Genomic DNA, 15,107 nt, shown 5'->3' on the forward strand with positions numbered 1-15,107 from the left:
GCGCAACAGCGGACAGATCGCGATTTCAGTCGCCGTTCCGCCATTCAATTTCTGCCAATGTGCCGTCATGCACCCGCCAGTCTTCCGGCTTTGCCCTGAAGTTCGCAGGGCTTGCGGGGCGGTTACGTGTTCGAATTCGGGATGAATGCCTATGTCCGTCATGGATGCGATAGATGTGACCAAGCCGCAGGCGCGCACGTCCGCCAGCCTCGAGAAGCCGTCGTTGATCGGCATATCGCGCGAAGAGATGGCGGCGGCACTGCGGGAAAAAGGGGTGGCCGAGAAGCAGATCAAGATGCGCGTCTCGCAGCTCTGGAACTGGATCTATGTGCGCGGCGTCTCCGATTTCGACCATATGACCAATGTCGCCAAGGACATGCGCGAGATGCTGAAGCAGCATTTCACCATCGCACGTCCCGAGATCGTCGAGGAGCAGGTCTCCAACGACGGCACGCGCAAATGGCTGCTGCGCTTTCCCGCCCGCGGCGCCGGACGTCCCGTCGAGATCGAGGCCGTCTACATTCCGGAAGAGGGCCGCGGCACGCTCTGTATCTCCAGCCAGGTCGGCTGCACGCTCACCTGTTCCTTCTGTCATACCGGCACGCAGCGTCTGGTGCGCAACCTGACGGCGGAGGAAATTCTTTCCCAGCTGCTGCTTGCCCGCGACCGGCTTGGAGACTTCCCGGATCGTGAAGCGCCGCAGGGTACGATCATGCCTGCCGAGGGCCGCAAGGTCAGCAACATCGTCATGATGGGCATGGGCGAGCCGCTCTATAACTTCGATGCCGTCAAGCAGGCATTGCTGATCGCCACGGATGGCGACGGCCTGTCGCTGTCCAGGCGCCGGGTGACGTTGTCCACCTCCGGCGTCGTGCCGGAGATCTTCCGCACCGGCGAAGAAATCGGCGTCATGCTGGCAATCTCGCTGCATGCGGTGCGCGACGACCTGCGCGACATTCTGGTGCCGATCAACAAGAAGTACCCGCTGAAGGAACTGATCGAAGCCTGCCGGGCCTATCCCGGTCTTTCGAACGCACGGCGCATCACCTTCGAATATGTGATGCTGAAGGACGTCAACGATAGCCTGGAAGACGCCAAGGGGCTGATCAAGCTCTTGAAGGGCGTGCCGGCAAAGATCAACCTCATCCCGTTCAATCCCTGGCCCGGCACCAACTACCAGTGTTCGGACTGGGAGCAGATCGAGAAATTCGCCGATTTCATCAACTCGGCAGGTTATGCTTCGCCGATCCGCACGCCGCGCGGCCGCGACATTCTTGCCGCCTGCGGCCAGCTGAAATCGGAATCCGAACGCATGCGCAAGACCGAACGCCTGGCCTTCGAAGCGATGATGATCGCCAATCACGGCGCCGACGACTGATCAGCAAGTTTGATCCTCGCTACAATTCTCCTGCATTGATTTAAGCATGCGCTTTTCCTAATAGTGCCGCCAAAATCATTCAGGAGGATACCCATGCGTTCGGTTCTGCTCGCTCTCGCCGCCAGTTTGGCGCTTTCCCTGCCCGCAAAGGCTGATGACGTGACCGTCGCCGTGACGGCGATCGTCGAACATCCGGCGCTGGATGCAGCGCGCAAGGGCGTTCTCGATGCGCTGACGGCCGCGGGCTATAAAGAGGGCGAGAACCTGAAATTCGTGTTCGAATCGGCGCAGGGCAATCCGGCGACGGCAGCCCAGATCGCCCGCCAGTTTGCCGGCGACGAGCCCAATGTCATCGTTCCGATTTCGACGCCCTCGGCCCAGGCGGTCGTCTCTTCGACGCGTGACATTCCCGTCGTCTTCACGGCTGTCTCCGATCCGCTTGGCGCCCAACTCGTCAAGAACATGGACAAGCCCGGCGGCAATGTCACCGGTCTTTCCGACATGTCGCCGGTCGCCGAGCATCTGGCGCTGATCAAGGAAATCCTGCCTGATGTGAAAACCATCGGCTATCTCTACAATTCCGGCGAGGCGAATTCCGTTTCGCTGCTCGCCGTCCTGCAGGCCGAGGCCGAAAAGGCCGGCCTGAAGGTGGTGGAATCAGCCGCCACCAAGTCGGCCGAGGTTCAGGGTGCGGCGCGCGCCCTCGTCGGCCGCGCCGATGCGATCTATATTCCGACCGACAACACCATCATCTCCGCGCTCGAAGGCGCCGTCGCGGTGGCCGAAGAGAGCAAGCTGCCGCTCTTCACCGCCGATACGGATTCGGTTTCGCGCGGCTCGATCGCTGCCCTCGGCTTCAACTATTACGATGTCGGCAAGCAGACCGGCGAGATCGTCGTGCACGTGCTGAAGGGCGAAAACCCTGGCGATATCGCCGTCAAGACGGCTGCCGGCAGTGATCTCGTCGTCAACAAGGCCGCGGCTCAGAAGATGGGCGTCACCCTGCCTGAGAGCGTGCTTTCCCGCGCCAACAAGGTCATTGAATAATCGGCCGTCCCTTCAACGTTTAGTTGGATACAGCCGCTCCTGTTTGCACGGGGGCGGCTCTTCGTATTAAAAAGCTGCGGTTTCGCGACGGGCGAAACAGAAATCAAAAGGGGCTGAAAGCCTTGAGCCAAATCGCATTCTGGGGGGCCGTCGAGCTCGGCCTGGTCTATTCTTTCGTCGCTCTCGGCGTCTATCTCGCCTTTCGCGTTCTCGACTTTCCCGACCTGACGGTCGATGGCTCCTTTCCGCTTGGCGCGGCGGTCACGGCCGTGCTGATCATTGCCGGCGTCAATGCCTGGCTTGCGGCACTGATCGCCATGGCGGCCGGGGCCGCGGCGGGCATGGTGACGGCGCTGCTCAATGTGCGCTTCAAGATCCTCAACCTGCTGGCCTCGATCCTGACGATGATCGCGCTGTTTTCCGTCAATCTGAGGGTGATGGGCAAACCCAATGTCGCGCTCATCAATGCCGATACGATGATCAGCCCGTTCTTCGGCCATGGCCTTCGCGATTTCTACGTGCGGCCGCTCTTTGTAGGGGTTCTGGTCGTCGTCGCTCTTATCCTGGTCTGGCGTTTCCTGGAAAGCGATGCCGGGCTTGCCATGCGGGCGACCGGCGCCAATGCGCGGATGGCCCGCGCCCAGGGCGTCGATACCAGCCGACAGATCTATCTCGGCATGGCGATCTCCAATGCGCTGGTGGCGCTCGGCGGCGCGCTGTTTGCCCAGACGAACGGCTTTGCCGACGTCACCTCGGGCGTCGGCACGATCGTCGTCGGGCTTGCCGCCGTCATCATCGGCGAGACGCTGCTTGGGCGGCGCGGGTTGCTGATCGCGCTCGTCGGCTGCGTGCTCGGTTCGATCCTCTATCGCATCGCGATTCAGTTGGCGCTTTCCAGCGACGTCATCGGTCTGCAGGCGTCCGATCTCAATTTCGTGACCGCCGTGCTGGTGACCGTGGCGCTCATCCTTCCCCGTCTTCGCGGAGGTGCCGCATCGTGATCAGCGTCAAGGACATCAAAGTCGTTTTCGGACGCGGCACGCCGCTGCAGAAACAGGCGCTGAACGGCGTCAGCCTGACCATCGAGCAAGGCTCCTTCGTCACCGTCATCGGTTCGAACGGCGCCGGCAAATCGACGCTGCTCGGCGTGCTCGCCGGCGACGTCATTCCGAGCGAAGGGCAGGTGCTGATCGGCAAGAGCGACGTGACGCGCAAGTCGACGGCGGCGCGCGCCGGCCTGGTGGCGCGTGTCTTCCAGGATCCGCTGACGGGAAGCTGCGGCGCATTGTCGATCGAGGAGAACCTTGCTCTGGCTGCCCGGCGCGGCGAGAAGCGCGGGCTGGCATCGGCGCTCGGCGGAAACAGGCGCGACTATTTCAAGGAACGGATCGCCGAGCTCAATCTTGGGCTGGAGAACCGGCTGAAGGACCGCATGGATCTTCTCTCCGGTGGCCAACGGCAGGCCGTTTCGCTCGTCATGGCGACGCTTGCGGGATCGGAAGTGCTGCTGCTCGACGAACATACGGCGGCACTCGACCCCGGCATGGCTGAGTTCGTGATGAACCTCACGCAGAAGATCGTCGCCGAACGCAAGCTGACGACGATGATGGTGACGCATTCCATGCGCCAGGCGCTGGATTACGGCCACCGCACGATCATGCTGCATGGCGGCGAGATCGTTCTCGATGTCGCGGGCGACAACAGGAAGAACCTGCAGGTCGAGGACCTGATCGCCATGTTCCGCAAGATGCGCGGCCAGACGTTGGATGACGATGCGCTGCTGATCGGCTAACACTGACAGCGTGCAGATCGGCTGAGGCGACAGCGGCGGTTCGGTACCCGACCGCTGATTATTTCGCCTGGGTGAGCAGGATCTTGGCGGCGAAGATCGAGAAGACGCCCGCGAAGGTATAGTCCATGCCACGCAGCACTTTCTTGTTGCTCTGCAGCCATGAGGCCAGCCAGTCGGCGGCAAAGACCACGCTGGCATTGACCGGCATGCCGATCAGGATGAAGCAAAGCCCGAGGAAAAGCAGCTTGTGCGTGACGGCCGGATCGCCGGCGCTGACGAATTGCGGCAGGAAGGTCATGAAGAAGATGATGACCTTGGGGTTCAGGAGATTGACCCAGAAGCCCGACGAGATGTTGGAAAGTGCCGTACCCTTCTGCTCCTCGACCTTGGCGACCGTAAGCTTGGAGCCGAAGCGGATCGCCTGCACCGCCAGCCAGAACAGATAGGCGGCGCCGCCGGTCTTCAGGATCAGGAAAGCGGTCGGCGAGGCGGTGATCAGCGCCGAAATGCCGAAAGCCACGAGCATGGTGTGGACGACGATGCCGAGGCTGGTCCCGACGACGACGAAGAGGGCTGCCTTCTTGCCCTGGGCGAGCGCACGGCTGATCGACAGCGTCATGTCGGGGCCCGGGGTCGCCGCGAGCAGCAGCGTCGCGGCGGCAAAGGCGAGAAGGGTCGGTAGGCTGGGCAGGAAATCCATGGCACTCTCTGAAAGCCGGGAAAGACCTGACGATCTCTTACCCGGCTTTCGGAAAATTACCAATCAAACCTGATGATGGCGCCGATCACTTCTGTTCGAGGAAGGCTTTGAATTTGTCGGCGTAGTCCTTGTGCCAGCGCGACAGCGGCGGACGGTTCTCGATGATGTCGCCGGCGGCCCAGGCCATCCGGCGTTCGTCGAGCGGACGCGCCACGTCATTGTCGGGGCAGAGAATATAGAAATCACCGCGTTCGAGGCTTTCGACCATGAAATCGACCGTCTGCTCCGGTGTCCAGGCGGCGGCCGGTTTTTCCGCGCGGTCGCCCTTGGTGAGGCCGGTGAAGACGAAGCCGGGGATCAGAAGATGGGCGGAGATCTTTCCGCCTTCGGTATTGCGAAGCTCATGCTGCAATGCTTCGGTGAAGACCTTCACACCCGCCTTGGAGATGTTGTAGGCGGGGTTGCCGGGCGGCGTGGTGATGCCCTGCTTGGAGCCGGTGTTGATGATGAGGCCGGGCTCGCCATGCGACAGCATCTTCGGGCCAAAGGTGCGAGTACCGTTGATCACGCCCATCAGGTTGACGGCGAAGATATGGTCCCAGTTCGCCTGCGGGCTGAAGATCGAGGTTTCCGGGCCGATGCCGGCATTGTTCATCAGCACATGCACACGGCCGAAACGCTGGAGCACGGCGCGTTCGAGCGCTTCCAGGGATTCCTTGACGGCGACGTCGGTCTCGACCGCCATCACATTTTCCTCGCCGGCAATGGCCTTGAGTTCGTCGGCGGCGGCGGCCAGCCGGTCGCCGCCGAGATCGGCGATGGCGACGCTCATGCCGCGTGCGGCGAAATATTTCGCCGCGGCAAGGCCGATGCCGGAAGCGCCGCCGGTGATGACGGCAACATTGGACTTCTTGAAAATGTCTTGAATATTCGTCACGGGGCAGCCTCTCCTCGAGCATTTGCGGACGCTGGCGAATATGGGCTCCGCTTTCGCGCTGTCAAACGGTATCGGCACGGTCGCTGTCGCACTTGGCCTTGCGTCACGCGCCAATCTCGCTAAAAGTGCCGCGATACCGGGTTTTCGCCGGCCTATTATGCAACGGACCTCATCATCATGGCATCATACAAAGACGTGAAGAAAGTCGTGCTCGCCTATTCCGGCGGCCTCGACACCTCGATCATCCTGAAGTGGCTGCAGACGGAACTCGGCGCCGAAGTCGTCACCTTCACCGCCGATCTCGGCCAGGGCGAAGAGCTGGAGCCGGCGCGCAAGAAGGCCGAGATGCTCGGCATCAAGGAGATCTACATCGAGGACGTGCGCGAGGAATTCGTGCGCGATTTCGTCTTCCCGATGTTCCGCGCCAATGCCGTCTATGAGGGCGTCTATCTGCTCGGCACCTCGATCGCCCGTCCTTTGATTTCCAAGCATCTGATCGACATCGCCCGCAAGACGGGCGCGGATGCGATCGCCCACGGCGCCACCGGCAAGGGCAACGACCAGGTTCGTTTCGAACTGTCCGCCTATGCCCTGAACCCCGACATCAAGATCATCGCGCCGTGGCGCGACTGGGCCTTCAAGAGCCGCACCGACCTGCTGGCCTTTGCCGAACAGCATCAGATCCCGGTTGCCAAGGACAAGAAGGGCGAAGCGCCGTTCTCCGTCGACGCCAACCTTCTGCATTCCTCTTCCGAGGGCAAGGTTCTCGAGGACCCCGCCCAGGAGGCGCCGGAATATGTGCATATGCGCACGATCTCGCCTGAGGCTGCGCCCGACAAGGCGACCACCATCAAGGTCGGATTCCGCAAGGGCGATGCGGTCTCGATCAACGGTGTCGAGATGTCGCCGGCAACGCTGCTCGCGACGCTCAACAATTACGGCCGCGACAACGGCATCGGCCGTCTCGACCTCGTCGAGAACCGCTTCGTCGGCATGAAGTCGCGCGGCGTCTACGAAACGCCAGGTGGCACGATCCTGCTCTCGGCGCATCGCGCCATCGAATCGATCACGCTCGACCGGGGTGCTGCCCATCTCAAGGACGAGATCATGCCGCGCTACGCCGAGCTGATCTATTACGGCTTCTGGTTCTCGCCGGAGCGCGAAATGCTGCAGGCGCTGATCGACAAGAGCCAGGAGCATGTCGAAGGCGAAGTGACGCTGAAGCTCTACAAGGGCAATGTCATGGTCATCGGCCGCGAGAGCCCGAAGTCGCTCTATTCCGACAAGCTTGTCACGTTCGAGGACGATCAGGGTGCCTACGACCAGAAGGATGCGGCCGGTTTCATCAAGCTCAATGCGCTGCGCCTGCGCACGCTCGGCAAGCGCAATCTCATGAAGTGATCAAGGTTCATTTTCGAGCCGGATACGAGTCAGCCGTCATTGAACTGATCCCAATAAGTTGGACGGATTAAGGGCTGGTTAGATTTAAGGGCTGAGTTCTGTACTGGACAGGGCTCAGCCCTTTGAGTTTCAACTTGATGCGCTCGAAGCCGCCGGGACGTGGCCCGCGACATCGCAAAAACCGACACCTACGTGCCCTCACGGCGTCAGCGGAAGAGCCTGCGTAAACTCGCTAAGCTGATCCGGCCAGCGCCCCTGCCCGTCGCTGAGGAGGCGCAGGCCTCCGGCCGTTTTTCATCCGACGACGCGCGGGATGAGAGCCTTCTTCAACGGTATCGAGCCGCAGCAGACGATTATTGCTGCCGCCGCCGCGGTGCATGACCTCGAATGACCGGTCGACGGCAGGGAAGAGTTCGGGAGGCTTGCGCTTCCTGCGCGAGCAGGTTATATACTGAACTACATGGTTCAGTATCCAAGTCATTGCCTCGATCGCTCGTTTGCGGCGCTGTCCGATGCGACCCGCCGCGGGATCATCCATCAGCTTGGCCGAGCGGACGAGTCGATCACCAGTCTCGCGGATAAGTTCCAGATGACGCTGACCGGCATGAAAAAGCACATCCAGGTCCTCGAGCGGGCGGGGCTCGTCGTCACGCAGAAGGTCGGACGGGTGAGAACCTGCAAGCTTGGGAAACGCGGTCTCAAGGCGGAGGCCGATTGGATCGAGGCGCATCGCAAGCTCTTCGAGGCCCGCTTCGAAGCATTGGACGAAATCATCAGCGAAATGAAACAGGATGGAAGCGATGAATCAGCAAGTTGACGGTGAAGGTGGTGCACAGAACCGCACGTCAGTCGAGCGCAGAGGGGATCGCGAACTCGTCGTAACGCGGACATTCAATGCGCCGCCAAGCACGGTTTACAGGGCGTGGAGCCAGCCCGAGCTGTTCCAGCGCTGGTGGGTGCCAAAATCGGCATCCGGCGTTTCGCTCGTATCGTGCGATATGGACGTCCGTACCGGCGGCAAATATCGGCTGGAATTCGGCGCCGGCGGTGCGGACACCATGGCCTTCTACGGCAAGTATCTTGAGGTGGTGCCGAACGAGCGCATCGTCTGGACCAACGACGAAGGCGAAGAGGGCGCGGTCACGACCGTGACCTTCGAGGACCAGGGCGGGAAGACGCTGCTGATTTTCCACGAAGTCTACCCGTCCAAGGAGGCGCTAGAGGAGGCACTACAGGGCTCGGCGGTCGCATTGCCGGAGCAGTTGGAGCAGCTCGACGAATTGCTTTCCAGCTTGGGCGAGTAGCGCGGGTCGGGAAACTCGCCTCGCGGGACTCTGCTCTTGGGAAGTGACTCCACCGGCCTTTCCGGCGGGAGCAGGGCGCAAAGCAGCCGCATCCTTCAACGATGAGATGTCCGCTTCGTGTCGAAAGCCGCCTCTGGTCGCCTTTGCTACCTGATCCATTTTTCACGGCGGTGCACCACCCTTGACGGATGGCTGTGATCGCTTAGTCTGCCGTTATCATCCTCCGGAGCATTTCCATGACGCAGTCCTTGCTCTTCGGCGCCTTTCTGGCGGCGCTCTTCTACGTGCTCATTCCGGGACCGGCTTTCCTGCAACTGCTCGGCATCGGCGCCGGGCAGGGCCGGAAGGCCGGCGCCTTCTTCATGATGGGGCATCTGGTCGGGGATCTCATCTGGTCGTCGCTGGCGCTGATCGCGATCGTCGGGGCCAAGACGATCGGAACCTTCGTCTTCGACCTGCTCGGACTTGCCTGCGGTTTCTACCTCGCCTGGATCGGCTGGAGCGCCATCAATGCCAAGCCGAAAGCGGAGGGGCAGGCGCTTGTTGTGGTCGAGCGGCCGTTTCGCCGCGGTCTGATCTTCGGCGTCACCAATCCGAAGGGTTATCCGGTGGCGCTCGCGACCTTCACGGCGCTGGTCGCAGGCTCGGCCGGCGCGCTCGATTTCGAGGCGTTGCCGGTGCTTCTCGGCGTATCGTTCGTCGGTTTCGTGACTGCCGATATCATCCTGATCGGCGTCATCGGCGCAGGCGCGGTCCGCCGCTTCTACCGCGCCCATGAGCGGCTGATCGTGCGCTGCTCCGGCGTACTCTTCATGGGATTTGCAGCCCAGGCGCTCTGGCATGCCACACCCGGCCTGCTCGGCTGGCGCAAGGCCTGACCTAGAGCGGTTCAGCTTTTAACGGAAACGCAGAACCGCTCTATCCTTTTGTTTTTACGCAATTCCGGACGGAAAACCGCTTCGGACTTTTCCTGGAATTGCTCTAGAACAGGCATCATGCTCTGATCAGCCGTCCAGGAAATTGACGATCGATTTCAGCGTCTGAACCTCGTTGGGATCACCGATCGACATGGCGACCTGGAGCTGGTTCTTGTAATAATCGAGGAAATTGAAGCTGGTGCCGTCGGTGACGCTGGAGAGATCGATGACGTTGCCGAGCGGATCGATCGCATGCATCGGCAGCGGCTCGGAGATCGCGGCATAGGTGTTCTGATCGATCAGGCCGCTGTCGAAACTCTGGCGCGCGTAGTTGCGCAACTCTCCAGGGCTGACCGCGGTAAAATCAGGCCCTTCGTCAACATTGTCTTCGATCTGGAACGAGGCCGGGGCCGGAGCTTTGGTCTCGATTTGAATATCAGAGGTCTTCGAACTTTTTGCGTTATTAGGATTGTTTTTAAATAGCAAACTCTGAGAAGACCGCACAGAAAAAATTTCCATGGCGCATGTCCCCTTACAAGAAGAACACCTGAAAACTAGCGCTTGCGCGTGATTCGCGTCAATCGTTAACGATTGGTTAATTGTCACGCGTCAACTTTTGTCCACCGGATTTGGCAGGCGTTCGCCAGATTTGGTGGACGAGGCAAAAGGTCTTCCCCGCCAACATACCAATTCCATGGTTGCTCTCCTATGTTGACGATCCACCTGCATGCCAAAAAGGAATTTTCCAATGCCTTCTCCACATGATTTCAATCCGGCGCTGGTAAGCTGGGACGGTCTTCACGGCCTGCCGCGCTTCGATGCCGTTGATGACGGCGACTTTGCCGCCGCCTTCGAAGCCGCCCTTGCTGCGCATGAAAGGGAGATCGACGAGATCGCCGGAAACGGCGATGCGCCGACATTCGACAATACAGTCGTGGCGCTGGAGATTGCCGGCGACGCACTGTCGCGCGTTTCGGCGTTGTTCTGGAACAAGGCGGGCGCCCATACCAATGATGTGATCCAGGCGCTGGAGCGGGAGATCTCGCCGAAAATGTCGCGCCACTATTCCAAGATCGGGATGAATGCTGCGCTTTTTGCCCGCATCGATACGCTCTGGGAGAGACGCGAGAGCCTTGGCCTGACGCTCGAACAGACGCGCGTGCTGGAACGCCATTGGAAAGGCTTCGTCAAGTCGGGCGCCAAGCTTGACAAGGCCGAGCAGGAGAAGCTCGCCGCGATCAACGAAAAGCTTGCCGGCCTCGGGACGCAATTCGGCCAGAACGTGCTGGCCGACGAGAAGGCCTGGGCACTGCTGCTTTCCGACGGCGCCGAGCTCGCCGGGCTGCCGGAATTCCTTCGCGACGCGATGGCGGCGGCCGCGCGCGAACGCGGCGAAGAGGGCAAATATGCGGTGACGCTGTCACGCTCGATCATCGAGCCGTTCCTCACCTTTTCGGAGCGCCGCGATCTGCGCGAGCAGGCTTTCAAGGCGTGGGTGGCGCGCGGCGAAAATGACGGGGAGACGGACAACCGCGCCGTCATCAAGGAAACGCTGGCGCTGCGCCATCAGGTGGCGACGCTGCTCGGCTACGGCAATTTCGCCGAGCTGAAGCTCGACAACACGATGGCGAAGACGGCGGAGGCGGTGAACGGCCTGCTCAAAGCCGTCTGGGCGCGGGCGGTGAAACGCGCCGGCGAGGAGGAGGCCGATATCGCGGCGCTGATATCAGACGAGGGCCGGAACCATGAGGTGATGCCCTGGGACTGGCGCCACTATGCCGAAAAGATCCGGACGCAAAAGTTCGATTTCTCCGAGGCCGAACTCAAGCCCTATCTGCAGCTCGAGAAGATCATCGAGGCCTGCTTCGATGTGGCCGGGCGGCTGTTCGGCATCCGCGCCGTCGAGAAGAAGGGTGTGGCCGCCTATCATCCTGACGTCAGGGTGTTCGAAATCAGGGACCGCGAGGACCGGCTGGTCGCCCTGTTCCTCGGCGATTATTTCGCCCGCAGCTCGAAACGTTCCGGCGCCTGGATGAGCTCATTGCAATCGCAGCACCGGCTTGAGCTGAAGAACGGCCGCCACGGCGAATTGCCGATCATCTATAATGTCTGCAACTTCGCCAAGCCGGCGGAAGGCAAGCCGGCGCTGCTGTCGCTCGACGACGCGCGCACACTGTTCCACGAATTCGGCCACGCGCTGCACGGCATGCTGTCGAATGTTACCTACCCTTCCGTTTCCGGCACCAGTGTTTCGCGCGATTTCGTCGAGCTGCCGTCGCAGCTTTATGAGCACTGGCTGACGGTGCCCGCTATCCTGAAGCGCTATGCCGTGCATTTCGAGACCGGCGAGCCGATGCCGCAGGCCCTGCTCGACAAGGTGCTGGCCGCGCGAACCTTCAATGCCGGTTTCAATACCGTGGAATTCACCTCGTCGGCGTTGGTCGATATGGCGTTTCACACGAGAACGACCGTCGAGGACCCGATGGCGGTGCAGGCGGAGGTGCTGGCCGAGATCGGCATGCCGAAGTCTATCGTCATGCGCCACGCAACGCCGCACTTCCAGCACATCTTCTCCGGCGGGTATTCGGCCGGCTATTACTCCTACATGTGGTCGGAGGTGCTCGACGCCGACGCCTTCGCCGCCTTCGAGGAGACGGGCGACGCCTTCAACGGCGAGATGGCGCGCAAGCTCAAGGAGAATATCTATTCCGTCGGCGGCTCGGTCGATCCAGAGGATGCCTATAAGGCCTTCCGCGGCAAGCTGCCGAGCCCGGATGCGATGCTTCTGAAAAAAGGACTTTCGACCTTCGAGGAATTGACAGGCAGCGACGCCTAAGACAATTTGATGACACGCTGTGATGCGGCGGGGCGAAAGCCTTGCCGCAGCTTTTGCGCGTTCCCCCCTTTCGCAAACGCAAAAAAAACTGTATGGACGCCCCAAACTAATAGGCGCGTCCTCTAGAGCGTGCGCCCCAGCCTCAGAGATTTCACATATGGCACTTCGCAATATCGCGATCATCGCGCACGTTGACCATGGCAAAACGACCCTGGTGGATGAGCTTCTCAAGCAGTCCGGCTCGTTCCGCGAAAATCAGCGTGTCGCTGAACGCGTGATGGACTCGAACGATCTCGAAAAGGAACGCGGCATCACCATTCTCGCCAAGGCGACCTCGGTGGAATGGAAGGGTGTCCGCATCAACATCGTCGACACCCCCGGCCACGCCGACTTCGGCGGTGAAGTCGAGCGCATTCTCTCGATGGTGGATGGCGCGATCGTTCTCGTCGATGCCTCGGAAGGCCCGATGCCGCAAACGAAATTCGTCGTCGGCAAGGCGCTGAAGGTCGGCCTTCGCCCGATCGTCGCGATCAACAAGATCGACCGTCCGGACGGCCGCCACGAAGAAGTCATCAACGAAGTCTTCGACCTCTTTGCAAACCTCGACGCGACCGACGAGCAGCTCGACTTTCCGATCCTCTACGGTTCGGGCCGCGACGGCTGGATGAACGTCAATCCAGAAGGTCCGAAGGATCAGGGTCTTACCCCGCTTCTCGACCTGGTGCTCAAGCATGTTCCGGAGCCGACCGTCCACGAAGGTCCGTTTACGATGATCGGCACGATCCTCGAAGCCAACCCCTTCCTCGGTCGCATCATCACCGGCCGCATCAATTCCGGTTCCATCAAGCCGAACCAGGCGGTGAAGGTTCTCCACGCCGACGGCAAGACGATTGAAACCGGCCGCATTTCCAAGATCCTCGCCTTCCGCGGCATCGAACGCCAGCCGATCGAAGAAGCGCATCAAGGTGATATCATTGCGATCGCCGGCCTTTCCAAGGGCACGGTCGCCGACACCTTCTGCGATCCTTCGATCACAGCACCGCTGCCGGCGCAGCCGATCGATCCGCCGACCGTCACCATGTCCTTCATCGTCAACGATAGCCCGCTGGCGGGCACCGAAGGCGACAAGGTGACGAGCCGCGTCATCCGCGACCGCCTCTTCAAGGAAGCGGAGGGCAACGTCGCCCTGAAGATCGAAGAAGCCGAAGGCAAGGATTCGTTCTACGTGTCCGGCCGCGGCGAACTTCAGCTCGCCGTCCTCATCGAAACCATGCGTCGCGAAGGCTTCGAGCTTGCCGTGTCGCGTCCGCGTGTCGTGATGCACAAGGATGAAAGCGGCCAGCTTCTGGAGCCGGTCGAAGAGGTCGTCATCGACGTCGACGAAGAACATTCCGGCGTCGTCGTGCAGAAGATGTCCGAGCGCAAGGCCGAAATGGTCGAGTTGCGTCCGTCGGGCGGCAACCGTCTCCGCCTGCGTTTCTACGCACCGACCCGCGGCCTGATCGGCTACCAGTCGGAGCTGCTGACGGATACGCGCGGCACGGCGATCATGAACCGCCTGTTCCACGACTACCAGCCCTACAAGGGTGTGATCGGTGGCCGCGTCAACGGCGTGCTGCTCGCCAACGCTCCCGGCGAAGCCGTCGCCTATGCGATGTTCAACCTGGAAGATCGCGGCCCGATGATCATCGAGCCGGGCGAAAAGGTCTATGCCGGCATGATCATCGGCATCCATTCGCGCGACAACGACCTTGAAGTCAACGTCCTGAAGGGCAAGCAGCTCACCAACATCCGCGCCGCCGGCAAGGACGAAGCGGTGAAGCTGACGCCGCCGATCCGCATGACGCTTGATCGCGCACTCTCCTGGATCCAGGACGACGAGCTGATGGAAGTGACGCCGAAGAATATTCGTCTGCGCAAGATGTATCTCGACGCAAACGATCGCAAGCGTTTCGAAAAGTCGAAGGCGGCCCTCTGAGAGCCTGGCGCAGTTTAGAGAAGTCCTTAAAACCCCGGCCCTCGCGCCGGGGTTTTTGTTGTGCGCCGCGTCGATTCCATCTTGTGACAATCGTTAAAAAAGCGTTAACTTTTGACCATCGTCCACATGTTAAGTCTGTGGGCAATGGACCGGAATGCGGTATCGCATATGGTTAATTGCCTCTGGCGGGACCAGAGTAAACGTTATGAAGACGTTGTCGATCGATGTCCGGCGGGCCGAGCCGCATGATGCCCGCGCTATATCGGAAACACACAGGCTCGCCTGGCAGCATACCTATGCGGGTATCATTCCGCATCGTGCGCTGACGCAGATGATCGAGCGGCGCGGCGAAAGCTGGTGGCGCAAGGCGACGCGCGGGCCGGCAACGCTGCTGGTTCTCGATGTTGCCGGCACCGTCGCCGGCTATGCGACGCTTGGCCTGAACCGCGCCCGCGCTTTACCGCAGGAAGGCGAAATCTACGAGCTTTACCTTCGGCCCGAATATCAGGGCATCGGCCTCGGCAGGATGCTGTTCGGCGAGGCGCGCCGGCTGTTGAAGTCGCTGGGCTGCAACGGGCTGGTGGTCTGGTGCCTCGAGGAAAACGAGACTGCCGGCCGCTTCTACCGCCATCACGGCGGTGTCGATTTCTGCGAAGGCATGGAAAGTTTCGACCACAGGCAATTGAAGAAGATCGGCTTCATCTGGAGCTGATCGATCCCTAGCGTGTCTGAAAAGACGCACGGCGCTAGAGTCGGCCTTCGCCTATCTCCTACCGGAAGTTTTTGATGTGAATGTGCGCCGCTGCAGTCAAGCATT

General features: G+C 61.0%; 14 protein-coding genes and 1 pseudogene. 11 read left to right on the forward strand and 4 right to left on the reverse strand.

Going from position 1 to position 15,107, the window contains the following annotated elements; translation table 11 throughout:
• The first annotated feature begins 151 nt into the window (after nt 1–151).
• The 4 genes from rlmN to ACMUVN_RS17230 all read left to right on the forward strand — a co-directional run bounded on the left by rlmN (nt 152) and on the right by ACMUVN_RS17230 (nt 4,217).
• Nucleotides 152–1,378 (forward strand): 23S rRNA (adenine(2503)-C(2))-methyltransferase RlmN, encoded by a 1,227-nt coding sequence (gene rlmN, locus ACMUVN_RS17215; RefSeq protein WP_028756599.1) that lies wholly within the window; start codon nt 152–154, stop codon nt 1,376–1,378.
• 93 nt (nt 1,379–1,471) lie between these two features.
• Nucleotides 1,472–2,425 carry an ABC transporter substrate-binding protein gene (locus ACMUVN_RS17220; RefSeq protein WP_414815323.1) on the forward strand — a complete coding sequence of 318 codons (954 nt, stop codon included), beginning with the start codon at nt 1,472–1,474 and terminating at the stop codon, nt 2,423–2,425.
• A 122-nt stretch (nt 2,426–2,547) separates the two neighbouring features.
• Entirely contained in the window at nt 2,548–3,426 is an 879-nt protein-coding gene (locus ACMUVN_RS17225; RefSeq protein WP_028756601.1) for an ABC transporter permease, read from the forward strand.
• Nucleotides 3,423–4,217 carry an ABC transporter ATP-binding protein gene (locus ACMUVN_RS17230; RefSeq protein WP_028756602.1) on the forward strand — a complete coding sequence of 265 codons (795 nt, stop codon included), beginning with the start codon at nt 3,423–3,425 and terminating at the stop codon, nt 4,215–4,217. Before ACMUVN_RS17225 ends, ACMUVN_RS17230 begins: the two co-directional genes overlap by 4 nt.
• A 58-nt stretch (nt 4,218–4,275) precedes the next feature.
• Here ACMUVN_RS17230 and ACMUVN_RS17235 read toward each other — a convergent pair whose 3' ends face one another.
• Nucleotides 4,276–4,917, reverse strand: a complete 642-nt coding sequence (locus tag ACMUVN_RS17235) for a LysE family translocator (protein WP_028756603.1) — start codon at nt 4,915–4,917, stop codon at nt 4,276–4,278.
• 85 nt (nt 4,918–5,002) lie between these two features.
• The gene (locus ACMUVN_RS17240) at nt 5,003–5,854 is read right to left on the reverse strand and encodes an SDR family NAD(P)-dependent oxidoreductase (protein WP_414815324.1); all 852 of its coding nucleotides are present in this window, start codon (nt 5,852–5,854) and stop codon (nt 5,003–5,005) included.
• 177 nt (nt 5,855–6,031) lie between these two features.
• Here ACMUVN_RS17240 and ACMUVN_RS17245 point away from each other — a divergent pair, with 177 nt between their 5' ends.
• The gene (locus ACMUVN_RS17245; protein WP_127431305.1) at nt 6,032–7,255 is read left to right on the forward strand and encodes an argininosuccinate synthase; all 1,224 of its coding nucleotides are present in this window, start codon (nt 6,032–6,034) and stop codon (nt 7,253–7,255) included.
• 67 nt (nt 7,256–7,322) lie between these two features.
• Here the strand turns inward: ACMUVN_RS17245 and ACMUVN_RS17250 are convergent.
• A pseudogene (locus ACMUVN_RS17250) lies at nt 7,323–7,400 on the reverse strand (IS3 family transposase); the annotation flags it as partial.
• A gap of 315 nt (nt 7,401–7,715) precedes the next feature.
• Here ACMUVN_RS17250 and ACMUVN_RS17255 point away from each other — a divergent pair.
• From ACMUVN_RS17255 to ACMUVN_RS17265, 3 genes are all read left to right on the forward strand, one after another.
• Nucleotides 7,716–8,072 carry an ArsR/SmtB family transcription factor gene (locus ACMUVN_RS17255; protein WP_063473810.1) on the forward strand — a complete coding sequence of 119 codons (357 nt, stop codon included), beginning with the start codon at nt 7,716–7,718 and terminating at the stop codon, nt 8,070–8,072.
• A complete protein-coding gene (locus tag ACMUVN_RS17260; RefSeq protein ID WP_028756607.1) occupies nt 8,056–8,559 on the forward strand; it encodes an SRPBCC family protein in 504 nt (167 codons plus the stop codon). The genes ACMUVN_RS17255 and ACMUVN_RS17260 overlap by 17 nt, the downstream gene beginning before the upstream one ends.
• Before the next feature lie 236 nt (nt 8,560–8,795).
• On the forward strand, nt 8,796–9,437 hold the full coding sequence (locus tag ACMUVN_RS17265) for a LysE family translocator (RefSeq protein WP_028756608.1): 642 nt from the start codon (nt 8,796–8,798) through the stop codon (nt 9,435–9,437).
• A 126-nt stretch (nt 9,438–9,563) separates the two neighbouring features.
• Here the strand turns inward: ACMUVN_RS17265 and ACMUVN_RS17270 are convergent, their stop codons facing one another.
• Nucleotides 9,564–9,995 carry a hypothetical protein gene (locus tag ACMUVN_RS17270; RefSeq protein ID WP_028757796.1) on the reverse strand — a complete coding sequence of 144 codons (432 nt, stop codon included), beginning with the start codon at nt 9,993–9,995 and terminating at the stop codon, nt 9,564–9,566.
• Nucleotides 9,996–10,224: 229 nt separating this feature from the next.
• Between ACMUVN_RS17270 and ACMUVN_RS17275 the strand changes: the two genes are divergently transcribed.
• The 3 genes from ACMUVN_RS17275 (at nt 10,225) to ACMUVN_RS17285 (ending at nt 15,002) form a co-directional block, all read left to right on the forward strand.
• On the forward strand, nt 10,225–12,312 hold the full coding sequence (locus ACMUVN_RS17275; RefSeq protein ID WP_047615622.1) for a M3 family metallopeptidase: 2,088 nt from the start codon (nt 10,225–10,227) through the stop codon (nt 12,310–12,312).
• A 157-nt stretch (nt 12,313–12,469) separates the two neighbouring features.
• Nucleotides 12,470–14,290 carry a translational GTPase TypA gene (typA, locus tag ACMUVN_RS17280; RefSeq protein ID WP_018243938.1) on the forward strand — a complete coding sequence of 607 codons (1,821 nt, stop codon included), beginning with the start codon at nt 12,470–12,472 and terminating at the stop codon, nt 14,288–14,290.
• Nucleotides 14,291–14,495: 205 nt separating this feature from the next.
• Complete coding sequence (locus tag ACMUVN_RS17285) at nt 14,496–15,002, forward strand: GNAT family N-acetyltransferase (protein ID WP_047615619.1); 507 nt, start codon at nt 14,496–14,498, stop codon at nt 15,000–15,002.
• Nucleotides 15,003–15,107 lie beyond the last annotated feature (105 nt).

The organism is Rhizobium sp. IY2, from assembly GCF_047532935.1.
Classification (GTDB): Bacteria; Pseudomonadota; Alphaproteobacteria; order Rhizobiales; family Rhizobiaceae; genus Rhizobium; species Rhizobium anhuiense.